Below are 16,041 nucleotides of genomic sequence, written 5' to 3'. Positions count from 1 at the left end.
TGTACGCGGCCGACGCGGGGGCATCGTCCGTGCACCTCGCACCCGATGGTGCGAGGGTCATCTGGTCTCGCCCCGTGTCCCCGGTCGCGCCTGGAAATCGATCATCTGGCGGGCCAACCGGTCACACGGCGCCTGGCTGTACGGCGACGCCGCGTTTCGAGCGCTCATCCAGCGTGCCGGTGCGGGCGTCCCCAGCAACAGGGTCGTCCGTGGCAGCGATGATCGGCATCCAACCGCGGTGTCATCCGGTCATGTCCGGCGCCGCTGTCACGTACCTGCGCGACAGGGTTCGGCATCGAACACGTCCGTAGTCAGTATCCCATATGGTTCGCGCGGGGATCGCCATCGGCGCAACTCGCGCGAACTCGCCTCACTCGAGCTCGCCGCGCCCAGCAGGGGCGCGACGAGCGAGGACAGCAGATCAAGCAGGAAATTCGGGGAACCAGAGCGCGATCTCGCGCTTGGCGGACTCGGGCGAGTCGGAACCGTGGACGAGGTTGAACTGGGTCTCCAGACCGAAGTCACCACGGATGGTGCCGGGGGTGGCCTTCTCGACCGGGTCGGTGCCACCGGCGAGCTGACGGAACGCGGCGATCGCGCGCGGGCCCTCCAACACGGCCGCCACGACCGGGCCCGAGGTGATGAACTCGATGAGCGAGCCGAAGAACGGCCGCTCGGCGTGCTCGGCGTAGTGCTCTTCGGCGAGCGCCACGGACACGTTCTTCAGCTCCAGGGCCTTCAGGGTGAGGCCCTTGCGCTCGATGCGCGCGAGCACCTCGCCGACGAGTCCACGGGAGACACCGTCCGGCTTGATGAGTACCAACGTCTGCTCAGTCACGCGCTAACCCTAGCGGCGCGCCCGCTCCCGCGCCGATCGGGGCCCGGGCCGGGGCGGGCGATCAGCCCCGGCGCATCCGCTGGCTCGGCAACAGCCCCGCGTCCATCCGGCGCTGAACATCCGCGCGCAGCACCAGGATGAAGGCCCACACCGCGGCGAACACCAGCCCGATGATGCCGATCGAGAGATGGATGAAGGTGCCCAGCAGCAACAGCACCTGCAGGCCGAGGTTGAACGGGATCGCCCACGGCTTGCGCTGCACACCGGCGCCCAGGATCATCAGCACCGACAGCGTCACCAGGTAGGTGCCGGAGAACCAGGTCACCCCGCCGCCGACATCGGCGACCACCGGCAGCGCCAGCAGCACCACGATGGCCTCGAGGACCAGGGTGCCCGCCATGACACCGCGCAGCCCCTTCCACGGATCGGTGGCCGGGGGTGGAACCTCACTCATGACGGAGCCTTTCCGAACAGGGCGCGCGCGGCGCCCGCGGTCACCACCGACCCGGTGACAATCACGCCCGCGCCCGAGATCACATCGCCGTCGTCACCGGCCTGCTCGGCCAGCGCGATCGCCGATTCCAGCGCGTCGGGCAGGGTGTCGGCGGTGATCACCCGTTCGTCGCCGAAGCGCTGCACGGCCAGGTCGGCCAGGGCGTCGACGTCCATCGCCCGCGGTGAGCCGTTGCTGGTGACGACGATCTCGTCGAACACCGGCTCGAGCGCGTCGAGGATGCCCGCCGCGTCCTTGTCGGACAGCACCGCGACCACGCCGACCAGCTTGCGGAAGTCGAACTCGGTGGTCAGGGTGTTCGCCAGCGCGTGCGCGCCTGCCGGGTTGTGCGCGGCGTCGACGAAGATGGTCGGCGCGTTGCGCAGGCGCTCCATCCGGCCCGGGCTGGCCACGCTCGCGAAGCCCGCGCGCACCGCGTCGATGTCGAGCTGACGCTCGGCGCCCGCGCCGAAGAACGCCTCCACCGCGGCCAGCGCCAGCGCGGCATTGCGCGCCTGGTGCTCGCCGTGCAGCGGCAGGAAGATCTCGTCGTAGACGCCACCGAGTCCCTGCAGGGTCAGCAGCTGCCCGCCGACGGCGACGGCGCGTTCCAGCGGCCGGAACTCCGCGCCCTCGCGCGCCACCGCCGCGTCGGCCTCGACGGCGCGGCGCAACAGCACGTCCATCACCTCGGGCTCCTGCTGGGCGATCACCGCGACGGTGTCGACCGGGATCAGCTGCTCGGGGGCGCGCTTGATGATCCCGGCCTTCTCCTTGGCGATCGACTCGAGGTCGGGGCCGAGGTAGTCGGTGTGGTCCAGGCCGATCGGGGTGATCACCGCGACCTGCCCGTCGATCACATTGGTGGCGTCCCAGGTGCCGCCCATGCCGGTCTCGACCACGGCCACGTCCACCGGCGCCTCCGCGAAGGCCGCGTAGGCCATGCCGGTGAGCACCTCGAACTTGCTCATCGCCGGGCCGCCCGCCGCGGCGGACTGCTGGTCGATCATCGCGATGTAGGGCTCGAACTCGCGGTAGGTCTCCACGTAGCGGGCCGGGCTGATCGGGGTGTTGTCGATGCTGATCCGCTCGGTCGCCAGCTGCAGGTGCGGGCTGGTGATCCGGCCGGTGCGCCGGTGCAGGGCGGTGAGCAGCGCGTCGATCATCCTGGTCACCGACGTTTTGCCATTGGTGCCCGCGATGTGGATGGCCGGGTAGTTGCGCTGCGGGTTGCCCAGCAGGTCCATCAGGGTGCTGATCCGGGTGAGCGAGGGCTCGATCTTGGTTTCGGGCCAGCGCTTGTCCAGCTCGGCCTCGACCAGGGCCAGCTCGGCCAGCTCGACCGGGGAGGGACCGCCACCGAGCCGGGCCGCCTCGTAGTCCTCGCCCCCGAACCGCGGGTCCGGCTCGGTATCGCTCATTTGGCGCTCAGCTCCGCGAGGCGGGCGCCGATGCGGGCGACCTCGGCGGCGGCCACGTCACGGCGGCCGGTGATCTTGTCGACCACCTGCTGGGGCGCCTTGGCCAGGAACTCCGCGTTGCCGAGCTTGGCGGTGGTCTGATCGAGGTCCTTCTGCGCGGCCGCGAGGTCCTTCTCCAGCCTGCGGCGCTCGGCGACGAGGTCGATGGCGCCGGAGGTGTCGAGCTGCACGGTGACCGTGGCGTTCGACAGGCGCACCTGCACCTCGGCGGTGGTGGCGAAGTCGTCACCCGGTTCGGTGAGCCGGGCGAGGTTGGCCACCGGGGCGGCGAAGCCGGTCAGGCCCGCCTCGTCCAGGCCGACCAGGGTGGCCTTCACCTTCTGCTTGTCGGCCAGGCCCTGGTCGCTGCGGAAGCGGCGGATCTCGGTGATCAGGCGCTGCGCGTCGGCGACCCGCTGGGCGGCGACGGTATCGGTGGCGACGCCGCTGGCGGCGGGCCACGGCGCGACCACAACGGACTCGCCGCCGGTCAGCGCCTTCCACAGGGTCTCGGTGACGAACGGGATCACCGGGTGCAGCAGGCGCAGCACCGCGTCGAGCACGGTGCCCAGCACCACCGCGGTGCTCTCGGCGCGCGCGTCGGACTCGGCGAACTGCACCTTGGACAGCTCCAGGTACCAGTCACACAGCTCGTCCCAGGCGAAGTGGTAGAGCGCCTCGCAGGCCTTGCCGAACTCGTAGGCGTCGAAGGCCGCGTCGACCTCGGCGCGCACCTCGTCGAGCCGGTCGACGATCCAGCGGTCGGTGTCGGTGAGCGTCTCGCGCGGGGGCAGCTCGCCCGAGCGCGCGCCGTTCATCAGCGCGAACTTGGTGGCGTTGAACAGCTTGGTGACGAAGCTGCGCGAGGCCAGCGCGTGCGGTTCGCCGACCGAGAGGTCGCCGCCGGGCTGGGCGCCGCGGGCCAGGGTGAAGCGCAGCGCGTCGGCGCCGTAGGAGTTGATCCAGTCCAGCGGGTCGATGCCGTTGCCCCGCGACTTCGACATCTTCTTGCCGTGCTGGTCGCGGATGAGGCCGTGCAGGAAGACGTCCTCGAACGGCACCTGCTTCTGGCCGCCCTTGCCGACGGTGAGCGCAGGGTCGTCGCTGACGAACATGCCGAACATCATCATCCGGGCCACCCAGAAGAACAGGATGTCGTAACCGGTGACGAGCACGCTGGTGGGATAGAACTTCGCCAGCTCCGGGGTGGCCTCGGGCCAGCCCATGGTGGAGAACGGCCACAGGCCCGAGGAGAACCAGGTATCGAGCACGTCCGGGTCCTGCACCCAGCCCTCGGGGGCTTCCTCGTCCGGGCCGAGGCAGACGATCTCGCCCTCGGGGCCGTACCAGATCGGGATGCGGTGGCCCCACCACAGCTGCCGCGAGATGCACCAGTCGTGCATGTTGTCGACCCAGTCGAACCAGCGCGGTTCCTGGCTGGCCGGGTGGATCTTCACGTCGCCGTCGCGCACCGCGTCACCGGCGGCCTTGGCCAGCGACTCGACCTTGACCCACCACTGCATGGACAGGCGCGGCTCGATCGGCTCGCCGGAGCGCTCGGAGTGGCCGACGCTGTGCGCGTAGGGCCGCTTCTCGGCGACCACGCGGCCCTCGGCGGCCAGGCGCTCGCGCACCTTCACCCGGGCCTCGAAGCGGTCCATGCCGTCGAATTCGGTTCCGGTGCCGGTGATCCGGCCGCCCTCGTCCATGATCGTGGGCATCGGCAGGTTGTGCCGCAGACCCATCTCGAAGTCGTTGGGGTCGTGCGCGGGGGTGATCTTCACCGCGCCGGTGCCGAACTCCGGGTCGACGTAGTCGTCGGCGATGATCGGGATCTGGCTGCCGGTGATCGGGTGGTAGACGGTGGTGCCGATCATCGCCGCGTAGCGCGGGTCATCCGGGTGCACGGCCACGGCGGTGTCGCCGAGCATCGTCTCCACGCGGGTGGTCGCCACCACGACGTGCGGTTCGTTGTCGTCGAGCGAGCCGTAGCGCAGCGAGACGAGCTCGCCCTCGACGTCCTTGTAGTCCACCTCGAGGTCGGAGATACCGGTCTTCAGCACCGGCGACCAGTTCACCAGGCGCTCGGCCCGGTAGATCAGGCCCGCGTCGAACATGCGCTTGAAGATGGTGCGGACCGCGCGGGACAGCGTGTCGTCCATGGTGAAGCGGTCGCGGCTCCAGTCCACGCCGTCACCGAGCGCGCGCATCTGCCACTGGATGGCACCGCCGGACTCGCGCTTCCAGTCCCAGACCTTGTCGATGAACAGCTCGCGGCCGAATTCCTCTTTGGTCTTGCCGTCGGCGGCGAGCTGCTTCTCCACCACACTCTGGGTGGCGATGCCCGCGTGGTCCATGCCCGGCAGCCACAGCACCTCGTAGCCCTGCATCCGCTTGCGGCGGGTGAGGGTGTCCATGAGCGTGTGGTCGAGGGCGTGGCCCATGTGCAGGGTGCCGGTGACATTCGGCGGCGGCAGCACGATCGAGTACGCGGGCTTGCCGCTGCTCGCGTCCGCGCCGAAGTATCCGGCCGCTACCCAGCCCTCGTACAGGTCGGCCTCTACCTCGCCGGGGTTCCAGCTCTTGGGCAGGGCATCGGCACGATTACGCGAGTTGTCTGGGGCTGCGCTGGTCACTCACCAATCCTAAGGGCCCCGCCAACCCGCCCCGTCTCGGGGGACGTTCGCGTCGATGCCCGGAAAACAGAGACGGAACCTTCGATGGATGAGGGACACCGAAGATTCCGTCTACTGCTGTCGACCCTACCGACGTTTCGACGCCGTACGCAGAATCCATATGTAATTCTCAGTTTCGCCCGGTGGCCTTGGGATTCCGCACACCGACGCACCGCGCGACACGCGGAAAGTGTTGTCGGACAACCCTCCCGGGGAAAATTGGGGGTGATCCCGGATTGCCGAATTGTCCGTTTTCACGGAGATTGGAGAGGGTGACGCCGCCGCTCGATTCCGCCGCCTCCCCCGCTCCCCCGCGCACCGTCGCCCCGGTCGACCTGGTCGACCTGCGCGCGAGCGAGGTCGCGGAGCTCCACTACCCCGCCGCCAGCGTGCTGGTCTTCGCCGGTGTGCCCGGCGCGGGCAAATCCACCGCCCTGCACCGCTTCTTCGCCGCGGGCCCCGAAGCAGAACAGCCGGTGCGCTCGGCCTCGGGCGCGCTGGTGCTCGACTCGCACCACACCCGCAACCGGCTCCGGCACCGGCTGGGCGCGGTGCCGTACGCGCTGTGGCGCCCGCTGGTGCATCTGGCGCACTACCGCGCGATCCGTGACGCGCTGCGCGGCACCGAGGGCCCGGTCGCCGTGCACGACTGCGCCACCTTCGGCTGGAGCCGCAGGCTCATCACCCGCTGGGCCGCGGCCGGGCGGCGCGAGCTGCACCTGGTGCTCATCGATGTGCCCGCGCCGCAGGCCAGGCACGGTCAGGTCACCCGGGGCCGCCGGGTGAACGGGCTGGCCTTCACCGCGCACTGCCGCCGCTGGGAACGGATGATGCGCGAGCTGGGCGCCCGGCCCGGCACCCCGGCACCCACCGGCGCGCCGCTGGCCTCGGGCTCGGTGGTGATCATCGACCGCCCGACGCTCAGCGCGGTGTCACGGATCGTCTTCGACGCCGCCTGATCAGGGCACCATCACGGTGAGCGCGCCCGGCATCGCCTGCACGGTCACCGGCAGCATCCCGGCGGGCTCGCCGTCGGCGGTGGCGTAGCCGTCGGGCGCGGTGACGGTGATCCGGCGCGCCCGGTAGCGCTTGGTCGAGGGATGGTCGATCCGCTTGCCCGCCGACAGCGCGGGCAGCAGCCGGGCCATCTCCAGCCGGGAGACGGCGCCGACCACGGTGACGTCGAGATACCCGTCGTCGTCGCGGGCCTCCGGGCACACCAGCATGCCGCCGCCGTAGGTGCGGGTGTTGCCGATCGGGGCCATCACCGCGGCCAGCTCCACCACGGTGTGCGTGCCCGGCGGATTGTCCAGCGCGTCCGGCGCCAGGCCGGACAGCTCGATCCGGAACGGCAGGGTGTAGCCGCGCAGCAGCTCGGCGGCCGCGGCGAAGGTGTAGCGCAGCCGCCCGCGCGGATAGCGCATCTCGTTGGCCCGCAGGGTGACCCGCGCGTCGAAGCCGGTGCCGACGACCGTGGCGAACCAGGTGGGCGTCTCGTGCAGGGATTCGATGCGGCCGAGGTCGATGGTGCGCGAGCGACCGCGCAGCACGATCTCGGTGGCCGCGCGCGGGTCGTCGACGGGGATGCCGAGTTCCCTGGCCAGGTCGTTGCCGGTGCCCGCGGGCACCAGCGCCAGCGGCACAGTGCTGTGCGCGAGCGCGGGCAGCAACGCGTTCATCAGGCCGTCGCCGCCGACGCACAGCACGGCGTCGGGGCGCTCGCCGACCGAGCCGACGGCCGCGCGGACCCGTTCGACCGATTCCGCGGCGCTGTCCTCGCGGACCTCGGTCACCGCCACACCGTCACCGAGTAGCACGTCGAGCACCGCACCGGCGACGCCCTCGCCCCGGCCGACGCCGGAGTGCGGGTTGGTGACGACCAGGACGCGCCGTACCGAATGTTCGTTCACGGCACCAGCTTTCCAGGATTGAGCACTCCGGCGGGGTCGAGTTCGCGTTTCACCGCACGCAGCACGCGCACGCCCAGCTCACCGACCTCGGCACGCATCCACGGCCGGTGATCGGCGCCGACGGCGTGGTGGTGGGTGATGGTGCCGCCCGCGGCGACGATGGCGTCGCCCGCGGCGCGCTTGGCCTGGGCCCACTGTGCCAGCGGGTCGTCGAGCTGCTTGGCCACGACGGTGAAGTACAGCGAGGCGCCGGTCGGGTAGGTGTGCGAGATGTGGCACATGACCAGGGCCGGGGTGCCCTGCGCGCCGAGCGCCTCCGTGAGCGCGCCGGTGACCTTGGCCTTGAGGTTGTCCAGGTTCGACCAGGTGGTCGCGGTCTCCAGGGTCTCGCACAGCACGCCCAGGTCGAGCAGGGCGTCGCGCAGGTACGGGGCGGCGAAGCGCCCGTGCTGCCACTGCTGGGCCGCCGCCTCGCCGAGCGGGGTGCCGCCCGCGGCGCTCAGCAGCTCGGTGGCCTCGCGCGAGCGGGCCGCGACATGGGCCTCGGTGCCCTCGTAGGTGGTGATGGCCAGGCAGCCCGCCACCGGGGTGCCGCCGACATCGCTGGAGCGGGCCAGGTTCAGGCCGGTCTCGGCCTCGTCGGACAGCCGCAGCACGGTCGGGGCCGCACCGGCCTGCACGACCGCGCGCAGGGCGGCGGCGCCGGTCCCGAAATCGGGGAACGACCAGGCCTGATAGGCGGTGGTGGCCGGTACGGGATGCACCCGAACGGTGACCGAGGTGATGATGCCGAGGGTGCCCTCGGAGCCGACGAACAGCTCGCGCAGGTCGGGCCCGGCGGCCGAGGCCGGGGCGCGGCCCAGGTCCAGGCCGCCTTCCGGAGTCGCGACCACCAGGCGCTGGACCATGTCGTCGAAGCGGCCGTAGCCCGCCGAGGCCTGCCCGGAGGACCGGGTGGCGGCGAACCCGCCGATACTGGCGAACTCGAAGCTCTGCGGGAAGTGGCCGAGCGAGAGGCCGTGCCCGGCCAGCAGTTCCTCGGCCTGCGGGCCGGTGATCCCGGCGCCCAGGGTCGCGGTCCCGGCGACGGGGTCCACCTCGGTGAGGGTGTCGAGCCTGCGCAGGTCGAGCGCGACGACCGCGCCGAACCGGCCGCGCACCGGGTCGAGCCCGCCGACGACGCTGGTGCCGCCACCGAACGGGACGACCGCGACGGCGTGTTCGGCGCAATAGCGCAGCAGCGCGAGCACCTCGGCGTGGTCGGCCGGGTAGAGCACGGCGTCGGGGGCGTCCTGCGGTCCGGATGCGCGGCGGCGCAGCAGATCCGGGGTGCTCTTGCCGCCCGCGTGTCGCAGCCGCACCACGTCGTCGGTGGTGAGATGTTCGTCACCGACGAGGGCGCTCAGGCCCGCCCGGTCGGCCGCGGTGAGCGCGCTCGCGCGCAGCGGTACCTCGGTCTCGGCGCGACGCGGGACCGGATCGCCGGAGATCCCGAACACCTGCGCGAGCAACCCGCGAATCTGCTCGGACAGGGGCTGGTGTCCTGCGGGGACACCCCAGGCATCCCACACCATGCTCGGTGCCGCGGTGGCGGGAGAGGACTTTTCCTCGTACGTCTCGACCATGCGTTACATAATGACATAAGATGTCAAGCAGTAACCACAACGAGATGTCCTCGAGTCGGCGTCCGAACACTGTCGGATGTCACTGCCGCCGTTTCACGGCGGTGACCCCGCTGGTCCGCTCGATACCCTTGGGCGTTCCAGCTCGACCACGGCGCCACACCCCGGCGCCGGCGAACCCACCGGCGGTGAAGCACGATGATCGACCTCGCGACCCACGCTGACGAGCAGCTCTCGCCCACCGACACGGCGATTCTGGATGCCACCCGGGCCTGCGTCGTCGACTTCGGCGTGCGCCGCACCACGCTCACCGAGGTGGCGCGCCGGGCCGGGGTCAGCAGGCCGACGGTCTACCGCCGCTGGCCCGACACCGGGTCGCTGATCGCCGAGCTGCTCGTGCGCGAACTGCGCACGATCGTGGCCGAGACCATGCCCGCGACCGGCCTCGGCCGGGACCGGCTGGTGCGCGGCATCGTCGACGGGGCGGGCGCGATCCGGGCGAACGCGGTGTTCGCCAAGATCTTCCGCACCGACACCGACCTCATGCTGACCTACGTGTTCGGCAGGCTGGGCCGCAATCAGCGCACGCTGATCGAGCTGTTCGCGACCGCGATCCGGCTGGGTCACGACGACGGGTCGATCCGCGCGGGCGATCCCGAGCAGATGGCGGCCATGCTGCTGCTCATGGCCCAGTCGGCGGTGCAGTCGGCGGGCACGGTGTCGCCGCTGCTGGCCGGTGCGGAGTTCGACGCCGAGCTGTCGAGGGCGATCGAGGGTTACCTGATCCCGCCACGCGACAAGGACTGTGATGACTCCTGATGCCCACCCCGCCCTCGACGCCACCCGCCGCAGCACCGAACTGAGCGCCCTCGGCGATCACCCCGAGGTGGACGTGGTGGTGATCGGCGCCGGTGTCACCGGGGCCGGTGTCGCCCTCGACGCCGCCGCGCGCGGCCTGCGCACCCTGCTGGTCGAGCGCCACGATTTCGCCTTCGGCACCAGCCGCTGGAGTTCGAAGCTGGTGCACGGTGGCCTGCGCTATCTGGCGAGCGGGCGGGTGGGCATCGCGCACGAGAGCGCGGTCGAGCGCGGCATCCTGTTGCGCACGACGGCCCCGCATCTGGTGCGGCCGCTCCCCCAGCTCGTGCCCCTGCTGCCGGGCATCAAGGCGGCGCGGAGTTCGCTGATCCGGGCCGGTTTCGCCGCCGGTGACGCGCTGCGGATCGCCGCGCGCACCTCCGCCGCTACCCTGCCCCGCTCGCGCCGGGTCGCCGCCGCCGAGGCGCTGCGGCTGGCCCCGACCGTGCGGCGCGAGGGTCTGCGCGGTGGGTTGCAGGCCTGGGACGGGCAGCTCGTCGACGACGCGCGACTGGTCGTCGCGCTGGCCCGCACCGCCGCCGCCCAGGGCGCGACCGTGCTGACCAGGGTCGAAGCGGTGCGCGCGACCGGCGACACCGTCGAGCTGCGCGACACGATCGGCGGCGAGACGCTGTCGGTGCGCGCGCGGGCGGTGATCAACGCGACCGGTGTGTGGGCGGGCGAGGTCGACCACAGCATCGAGCTGCGACCCAGCCGCGGTACCCACCTGGTGTTCGACGCCGCCGCCTTCGGCGGGCTGAGCGCGGCCCTGACCGTGCCGGTGCCGGGCAGCATCAGCCGTTTCGTCTTCGCGCTGCCCGCCGCGCACGGCCGCGTCTACCTGGGCCTGACCGACGAGGACGCCCCCGGCCCGATCCCCGACGAGCCCCAGCCCACCGAGGCCGAGATCGACTTCCTGCTCGACACCATCAACACCGCCCTGCGCGAACCACTCACCCGCGCCGACATCCGCGGCCGTTTCGCCGGACTGCGCCCGCTGCTGAAAACCGCCGAGGACAGCACCGCCGACATCTCCCGCGAGCACGCGGTCCTGACCTCCCCCGACGGCCTGATCACCGTGGTCGGCGGCAAGCTCACCACCTACCGGCAGATGGCCGAGGATGCCGTCGACGCGGCGGTGTCCGCCGCGCGCCTACCCGCCGCGCAGTGCCGCACCACCCGGCTGCCCCTGGTCGGCGCGGTCAGCGGCGCGGCCCGCGACCGCATCGACGCGCCCCCGGTGCTGATCGAGCGCTACGGCAGCGAAGCGAGCCTGATCGTCTCGGCCTGGCTCGCCGACCCCGCCCTGCGCGAACCGGTCGCCCCCGGCCTGGACGTCACCGCCGCCGAATTCGACTTCGCCGTCACCCACGAGGCCGCCCTCACGGTCGACGACCTCCTCGACCGCCGCACCCGGATCGGCCTGGTCCCCACCGACCACGCCGCCGCCCTCCCCGCCGCCGAGGCGGCGCTGGCCCGGCACGCCGAAGCCCGCGACTGAGCCGTCGTCGTCGGCTATCGAACCGAATCCGACGGCCGACACCACACGGCCGACCATCAGGATGCCGCGCACCCAGCGGTCCGTCCGGTCCGCCCCGTCGCGGACTTCCCACCGTCGAACCCAGCCTTCGGCACACCGAAGCCCGCGACCGGCGGCTGTGCACCGAGGCGCGTCCGCCTCCCACGTGGCAGGCGTCCACCGCCCCACCTCGGCGCGGTCGGTCAATGGCGGGCAGCCCGTCCGGGCATCGGGATCGACGGGCTCGAGTCGACCCTTGACGAGGTGCGCCGATCCGCACGGGCAGACGCCGCCAGAGATCCGGTCAGCCTGGCGACCAGGTGCGCAGATCCGCGCGCATCGACGCACGGGGCCATTCGTCCAGACCGTGCGCGGTTTCGGCGGCGCGGATGGCGCGCAGTTCCGGGGTCTCCTCGGCGGCCGGGATGTAGCGGAAGCCGAGGCGCTCGTAATACGGGCCGTTCCACGGGACCTGGGTGAAGGTGGTCAGGGTGAGTTCGCGCAGGCCGCGAGACCTCGCCCAGCGCACCGCGTGGTCGATCAGGCGTTTGCCGATGCGCAGGCCCGCGTGGGCCGGGTCGACGGAGACCTGGTCGATGTGCGGTTGGCCGTCGACCAGGCTCAGGACCAGGTAGCCGATCGGGCGGTCGGCGGCGTCGGGCCAGACCCAGGCCCGTTCGGCGGTGACGAACTCGGCCAGCGTCTCGGCGGCGGGCGGCTCGTCCTCGGCGACGGCGGTCATGCCGATCTCGGCGAAGGGCGCGCCCGCCCGCCGCTCGATCTCCTGCAGGTCGGCGATCTCGGCGAGGGTGGCCGGGCGGAGGGGACCGCCCACGGGCTCACGGCGTGCGGCCGTCTGCGCGGCGGGGCCGGTCATCGCGCGGGCACCGGGGTCGCGAGCACGCCGTTGAGCAGGGCGCGCAGGGCCCAGCGGGCGCGGGTTCCGGCGTCGTCGTCGAGCAGGTGTTCGCGCAGCGCGACGATGGTCGGGAACCGGTCGGCGGGTAGCTCGGCCAGGCGCCGGGTGATCTCACCGGCCGCGGCCCCGTCGTCCTCCGCCTGATCGACCGCCTCGGCGGTGATGTGCAGGTGGATCAGGTCAACCGCCCAGGCCGCGGTCGCCGGGTCGAGTCCGCCTTCGCGCAGCAGGGCCAGCATCTGCTCGATCACACCGAGAGCGTTCCCGGTGGTGGGCACACGCCCGAAGGCGACCAGGGCCAGCCCCTCGTGCCTGCCGAGCGCCTCGATGGTGGCCTCGACCAGGGTGGTGAGCCGTTCGCGCCAGTCCCCCTCGGTGGGCACGGGCACGGTGGACAGCACCTGGTCGAGCATGCCGGTCATCAGATCGTCGCGATTGGCGACGTAGACGTAGAGCGACGCGGCGCCGGTATCGAGTTCCTGGGCGACGCGGCGCATGGTGAGCGCCGCCAGACCAGCGGTGTCGAGGATGCGCAATCCGGCCTCGATCACGACCTCGCGGCTCAGCGGTGCTTTCGCCGGACGAGCCCGGCGACTGACGGGTGCGGCATTCATGCGGCCGATCATACGACGCGACCGAACGCCGTTTGACACGAACGACGTTCGCGGATCGTTCACCCCGCCGCGCGGGCCGGTCGATCCACCTATGCTTACTGGAGCCAGTCCGACAAGGAGGCGTTGATGCATGCGCATTCGTCCACCGTGGCCATCGTGCCGGGGACCGGGATCGTCGCCCGTTTCGGGGATGTCGTCCTCTATCTGGCCGGGGAGACCCCGTCCACCGATCGTCTGCTCGGCGCGGTCGAGACCGTCGCCCACAGCACCACCGCCTCGGCGCCCGGTGCCGCTCTGGCCCAGCGACTGGCCGGGGTGGTCTTCGGCGGGGCCTCGGCGCCACCACCGTTCGGCGTGCTCGCCCCCACCGGCGACGGCACCCTGATCCTGTTGCGCGGCGCGGTGATCGCGGAGATCTCCGGCGCCGAGGGCAACCGGCGCCTGGCCGGTGACCGCGCCTTCACCTGGGTCGACGAGATCATCCGCGAACCCGTGCGCCGCATAGCCATCGGCGCCGAGATGGCCGACCCCACCAGCGCCAATCCGCGCACGGACCTGCGCGCGGGCATCGTCAACGGCAACGGCTTCGTGCTCACCCTCGGCCGCAAACGCAATCCCGCCCCGCGCCGGGTCGACGCCATCGACGAACCCGCGCCGACCGAGGCCACCGGCTTCCAGGCCCTGCGCCCAGCCGCCCGGCCGTCGACCGGCGAAGCGCCCCGCGGGCACGGGAACCGGCAGGCCACCGGCGAATCCCAGCCCGCCCCCGGCAGCAGACCCACCACCGCAGAATCTCAGCGAGCCCCCGACGGCAGACCACCCGGCGAATCCCAGCCCATCCCGGGCGGCAGACCCACCACCGGCGAGTCCCAGATCGGGGGCTCCACCACCGCCGACTCGCTGCCCGCGACCTCGGGTTTCCCTGCGCCGCCGGGCCGCGCCGAGGCGGGCAGCCCCGACAGCGCGACGGTGAACGCGCGGCCCGGTGCCGACGAGGGTGTCACGGTGAGCACCGGCCAGCGCAATACCCCGGCGATCGCGGCACCGCTGGCCTGGTCCCAGGCCCTGCACACGGCCGAACCGGTGGCGTTGAGCAAGACGACCAGCCCGCGCGGCGCGCTGGTCACCGAGGACGGCCTGAGTTATCCCCTGGATCGGCCCTACGTCCTGGGCCGCAATCCCTCGGGTGACGATTCGGTGCGGACCGCCGCCGCGACCCCGATCCTGATCGAGCGCGACCGGCTCGTCTCGCGGGTCCATGCCTTCGTCGCCCCCGACCGTGGCAAGGTGTTCGTCCGCGAAGCCCCCGCGACCTCGGGCACCTTCTTCGCCGCCCCCGACAGCGAACGATGGTCCCGGGTGGGCACCCTCCCGATCGAGCTGCAGCCGGGCTGGCGCCTGCGCATCAATGATTTCCTGCTGACCTACTGTGTCTGAGCAGTGACCGTCCCGACGCCCGTGGAAGTCCACGGGCGCCGGAGCACGCCGGGCTCAGGCCTCGAGCGCGTCGAGCAGCGCCGCGCGCTGCCGCGCACCGAGGCCGCCGATGCGGCGATCCTCGGGAATCTCGGCCTGGTCCATCAGCTTGGCCGCCTTCACCGGGCCGACACCCGGCAGCGCCTTGATCACGGCAGCGACCTTGGTCTTCTTGACCAGGTCGTCGCTGTCGGCTTTCTTGAGCAGATCGGCGACGGTGACCTTGCCCTCCTTCACCTTGCCGATCAGTTCCGAGCGCGCCTTGCGCACGGCAGCCGCTTTGGCCAACGCCTCGGTGCGCTGTTCGGCGGTCATCGTAGGCAGTGCCATGTCTCCTCCGCTTCCACTCGTCACTCGAACATCTGATTGACGGACCGAGTAAACAGCACGAGATCGGCAGCACCAGTCCGACACACCGCGAGGATACGCCGATGAGTTTTGCGCGGTCGGCCCGTCGTAATGGGTGAACGCCCTGCAAGACGGACCAAACGGACGAAAAGTGACCGGCGTAACACCTCGCCCACCTGGGACGACACACCAGCAGAAGCACTTCACGGGATCAAGGTTCAACGGCGAACCAGGAGGATCAACGACGCTCCTCGACCCCGGGCGCGACCGGCCCCACCGGTCGTCACCGTATCCCCGCCGAGTGCTCGCGACAGCTACACAGTTGTGCGCCAGAGGTTTTGCCACCTCCCGCGGGTCGCGCGACACGGCCCGCGGATGTGTGCTCCGCCGCGCGATGCGCTAAGAATGACGCGACCCGGCACACCCTTTGTCCACTGGAGTTGTTGCGATGCGCGAGGAAACCCTGCCCGACGACGAGGTCGTCTCGCTACCCGCACGGGTGGAACGGGCCCGGCGCCGCATCGAATACCAATCCGACCCCGCGCTGACCGACGCGCTGTCCGAGGACGAGCTGCGCGCCGAGCGCGAACTGGCCGAGAAGATCCGCACCTACGAGCGCGATCAGCGCTGGAAGCAGATCAAGGCCGCCTCCAGCCACGCCGACCGGCTGCGCGACACCAATGCCGAGCTCGAGCGCGCCGAGATGGCGGACCTGATGCTGGCCCGCAAGGCCATCGCCGCGCAGCGCCGCGAATCCGATCCGCGGGCCCGGCTGGCCTCGCTCTACCAGCACCGCACCTGGTCGCTGCGGGCGCTGTCGGGCGTGGTGATCACGGGCATGCTGTGGTCGGCGGTCAACGTCCAGCACAACATCGCCCCCGGCGGCCCCGGCGACCCGCTCTACTGGGCCAGCTTCGGCCTGGAGGCGATGATCAGCGTCTGCCTGATCATCATCATGATCGGCACCACCCGGGTCTCGGAGTGGGGCGTGGTCGGCAACCGCAACCAGGTGCTGATCGCCGAGCTGTTCCTGCTCACCCTCACCATCGCCCTCAACACCTACCCGCACTTCAGCGAGGGCAATCTCTACGACGCCGCCGTGCACGGCATCGCCCCGGTGATGATCGGCGTCGCCCTGATGATCCACAACGCCGCCAGCGCCCGCTACAGCACCGCCATCGCCCGCGCGTCCGCCGAGATCCCGGCCGACGACGCGCAGGATCTGCTCGCCGCGGCGCCATCGTTCCGCGAGAACTGACCGTCACAAAACCCAGGGCTCGTGCTCCCGGATGACCGGGAAGCACGAGCC

The 16,041-nt window shown here is 71.5% G+C and carries 14 protein-coding genes; 5 read left to right on the top strand and 9 right to left on the bottom strand.

Features of this window, described 5'->3' with window-relative positions:
- Positions 1–421: 421 nt before the first annotated feature.
- The 4 genes from ndk to WA675_RS07890 form a co-directional block, all read right to left on the bottom strand.
- On the bottom strand, positions 422–838 hold the full coding sequence (gene ndk / locus WA675_RS07905) for a nucleoside-diphosphate kinase (protein WP_336083199.1): 417 nt from the start codon (positions 836–838) through the stop codon (positions 422–424).
- Between the two features lie 61 nt (positions 839–899).
- Positions 900–1,292 carry a DUF4233 domain-containing protein gene (locus tag WA675_RS07900; RefSeq protein WP_336083197.1) on the bottom strand — a complete coding sequence of 131 codons (393 nt, stop codon included), beginning with the start codon at positions 1,290–1,292 and terminating at the stop codon, positions 900–902.
- On the bottom strand, positions 1,289–2,752 hold the full coding sequence (gene folC / locus WA675_RS07895) for a bifunctional tetrahydrofolate synthase/dihydrofolate synthase (protein WP_336083195.1): 1,464 nt from the start codon (positions 2,750–2,752) through the stop codon (positions 1,289–1,291). Before folC ends, WA675_RS07900 begins: the two co-directional genes overlap by 4 nt.
- The gene (locus tag WA675_RS07890) at positions 2,749–5,427 is read right to left on the bottom strand and encodes a valine--tRNA ligase (protein ID WP_336083194.1); all 2,679 of its coding nucleotides are present in this window, start codon (positions 5,425–5,427) and stop codon (positions 2,749–2,751) included. Before WA675_RS07890 ends, folC begins: the two co-directional genes overlap by 4 nt.
- A gap of 311 nt (positions 5,428–5,738) precedes the next feature.
- Between WA675_RS07890 and WA675_RS07885 the strand changes: the two genes are divergently transcribed.
- A complete protein-coding gene (locus WA675_RS07885; RefSeq protein ID WP_336083192.1) occupies positions 5,739–6,425 on the top strand; it encodes an AAA family ATPase in 687 nt (228 codons plus the stop codon).
- Here the strand turns inward: WA675_RS07885 and WA675_RS07880 are convergent, their stop codons facing one another.
- Together WA675_RS07880 and WA675_RS07875 are read right to left on the bottom strand one after the other, a co-directional pair.
- Positions 6,426–7,376: a diacylglycerol kinase family protein gene (locus WA675_RS07880; RefSeq protein WP_336083190.1), complete on the bottom strand. Its 951-nt coding sequence runs from the start codon at positions 7,374–7,376 to the stop codon at positions 6,426–6,428. It abuts the gene before it with no gap.
- On the bottom strand, positions 7,373–9,001 hold the full coding sequence (locus WA675_RS07875; RefSeq protein ID WP_336083189.1) for an FAD-binding oxidoreductase: 1,629 nt from the start codon (positions 8,999–9,001) through the stop codon (positions 7,373–7,375). The genes WA675_RS07880 and WA675_RS07875 overlap by 4 nt, the downstream gene beginning before the upstream one ends.
- A gap of 195 nt (positions 9,002–9,196) precedes the next feature.
- Between WA675_RS07875 and WA675_RS07870 the strand changes: the two genes are divergently transcribed.
- Together WA675_RS07870 and WA675_RS07865 are read left to right on the top strand one after the other, a co-directional pair.
- Positions 9,197–9,817, top strand: coding sequence for a TetR/AcrR family transcriptional regulator (locus tag WA675_RS07870; protein ID WP_336083188.1), 621 nt, complete (start codon positions 9,197–9,199; stop codon positions 9,815–9,817).
- Positions 9,807–11,357: a glycerol-3-phosphate dehydrogenase/oxidase gene (locus WA675_RS07865; protein ID WP_336083186.1), complete on the top strand. Its 1,551-nt coding sequence runs from the start codon at positions 9,807–9,809 to the stop codon at positions 11,355–11,357. Before WA675_RS07870 ends, WA675_RS07865 begins: the two co-directional genes overlap by 11 nt.
- Positions 11,358–11,679: 322 nt before the next feature.
- Here WA675_RS07865 and WA675_RS07860 read toward each other — a convergent pair whose 3' ends face one another.
- Both WA675_RS07860 and WA675_RS07855 read right to left on the bottom strand, forming a co-directional pair.
- Positions 11,680–12,210, bottom strand: coding sequence for a GNAT family N-acetyltransferase (locus WA675_RS07860; protein ID WP_336083185.1), 531 nt, complete (start codon positions 12,208–12,210; stop codon positions 11,680–11,682).
- A gap of 38 nt (positions 12,211–12,248) precedes the next feature.
- Positions 12,249–12,908, bottom strand: coding sequence for a TetR/AcrR family transcriptional regulator C-terminal domain-containing protein (locus WA675_RS07855; RefSeq protein ID WP_336083183.1), 660 nt, complete (start codon positions 12,906–12,908; stop codon positions 12,249–12,251).
- A 126-nt stretch (positions 12,909–13,034) separates the two neighbouring features.
- On the opposite strand from WA675_RS07855, the gene WA675_RS07850 reads away from it, so the two are divergent.
- A complete protein-coding gene (locus WA675_RS07850; RefSeq protein WP_336083181.1) occupies positions 13,035–14,345 on the top strand; it encodes a hypothetical protein in 1,311 nt (436 codons plus the stop codon).
- 54 nt (positions 14,346–14,399) lie between these two features.
- Here the strand turns inward: WA675_RS07850 and mihF are convergent, their stop codons facing one another.
- On the bottom strand, positions 14,400–14,714 hold the full coding sequence (gene mihF / locus WA675_RS07845) for an integration host factor, actinobacterial type (RefSeq protein WP_019045768.1): 315 nt from the start codon (positions 14,712–14,714) through the stop codon (positions 14,400–14,402).
- Positions 14,715–15,180: 466 nt separating this feature from the next.
- Between mihF and WA675_RS07840 the strand changes: the two genes are divergently transcribed.
- Positions 15,181–15,990, top strand: a complete 810-nt coding sequence (locus WA675_RS07840) for a hypothetical protein (RefSeq protein WP_336083177.1) — start codon at positions 15,181–15,183, stop codon at positions 15,988–15,990.
- Positions 15,991–16,041 lie beyond the last annotated feature (51 nt).

It is taken from the genome of Nocardia sp. SSK8 (assembly GCF_037034205.1).
In the GTDB taxonomy this organism is placed as follows: Bacteria; Actinomycetota; Actinomycetes; order Mycobacteriales; family Mycobacteriaceae; genus Nocardia.
The sequence above is the reverse complement of the archived record's forward strand: the minus strand, read 5'-3'. Positions and strand labels throughout refer to the sequence as shown.

Excerpts from the sequence above, each read along its gene's own strand:
- WA675_RS07900 (WP_336083197.1), bottom strand. The coding sequence starts at position 1,292 with ATGAGTGAGGTTCCACCCCCGGCCACCGATCCGTGGAAGGGGCTGCGC.
- folC (WP_336083195.1), bottom strand. The coding sequence starts at position 2,752 with ATGAGCGATACCGAGCCGGACCCGCGGTTCGGGGGCGAGGACTACGAG.
- WA675_RS07875 (WP_336083189.1), bottom strand. The coding sequence starts at position 9,001 with ATGGTCGAGACGTACGAGGAAAAGTCCTCTCCCGCCACCGCGGCACCG.
- WA675_RS07870 (WP_336083188.1), top strand. The coding sequence starts at position 9,197 with ATGATCGACCTCGCGACCCACGCTGACGAGCAGCTCTCGCCCACCGAC.
- WA675_RS07865 (WP_336083186.1), top strand. The coding sequence starts at position 9,807 with ATGACTCCTGATGCCCACCCCGCCCTCGACGCCACCCGCCGCAGCACC.
- WA675_RS07855 (WP_336083183.1), bottom strand. The coding sequence starts at position 12,908 with ATGAATGCCGCACCCGTCAGTCGCCGGGCTCGTCCGGCGAAAGCACCG.
- WA675_RS07850 (WP_336083181.1), top strand. The coding sequence starts at position 13,035 with ATGCATGCGCATTCGTCCACCGTGGCCATCGTGCCGGGGACCGGGATC.
- mihF (WP_019045768.1), bottom strand. The coding sequence starts at position 14,714 with ATGGCACTGCCTACGATGACCGCCGAACAGCGCACCGAGGCGTTGGCC.
- WA675_RS07840 (WP_336083177.1), top strand. The coding sequence starts at position 15,181 with ATGCGCGAGGAAACCCTGCCCGACGACGAGGTCGTCTCGCTACCCGCA.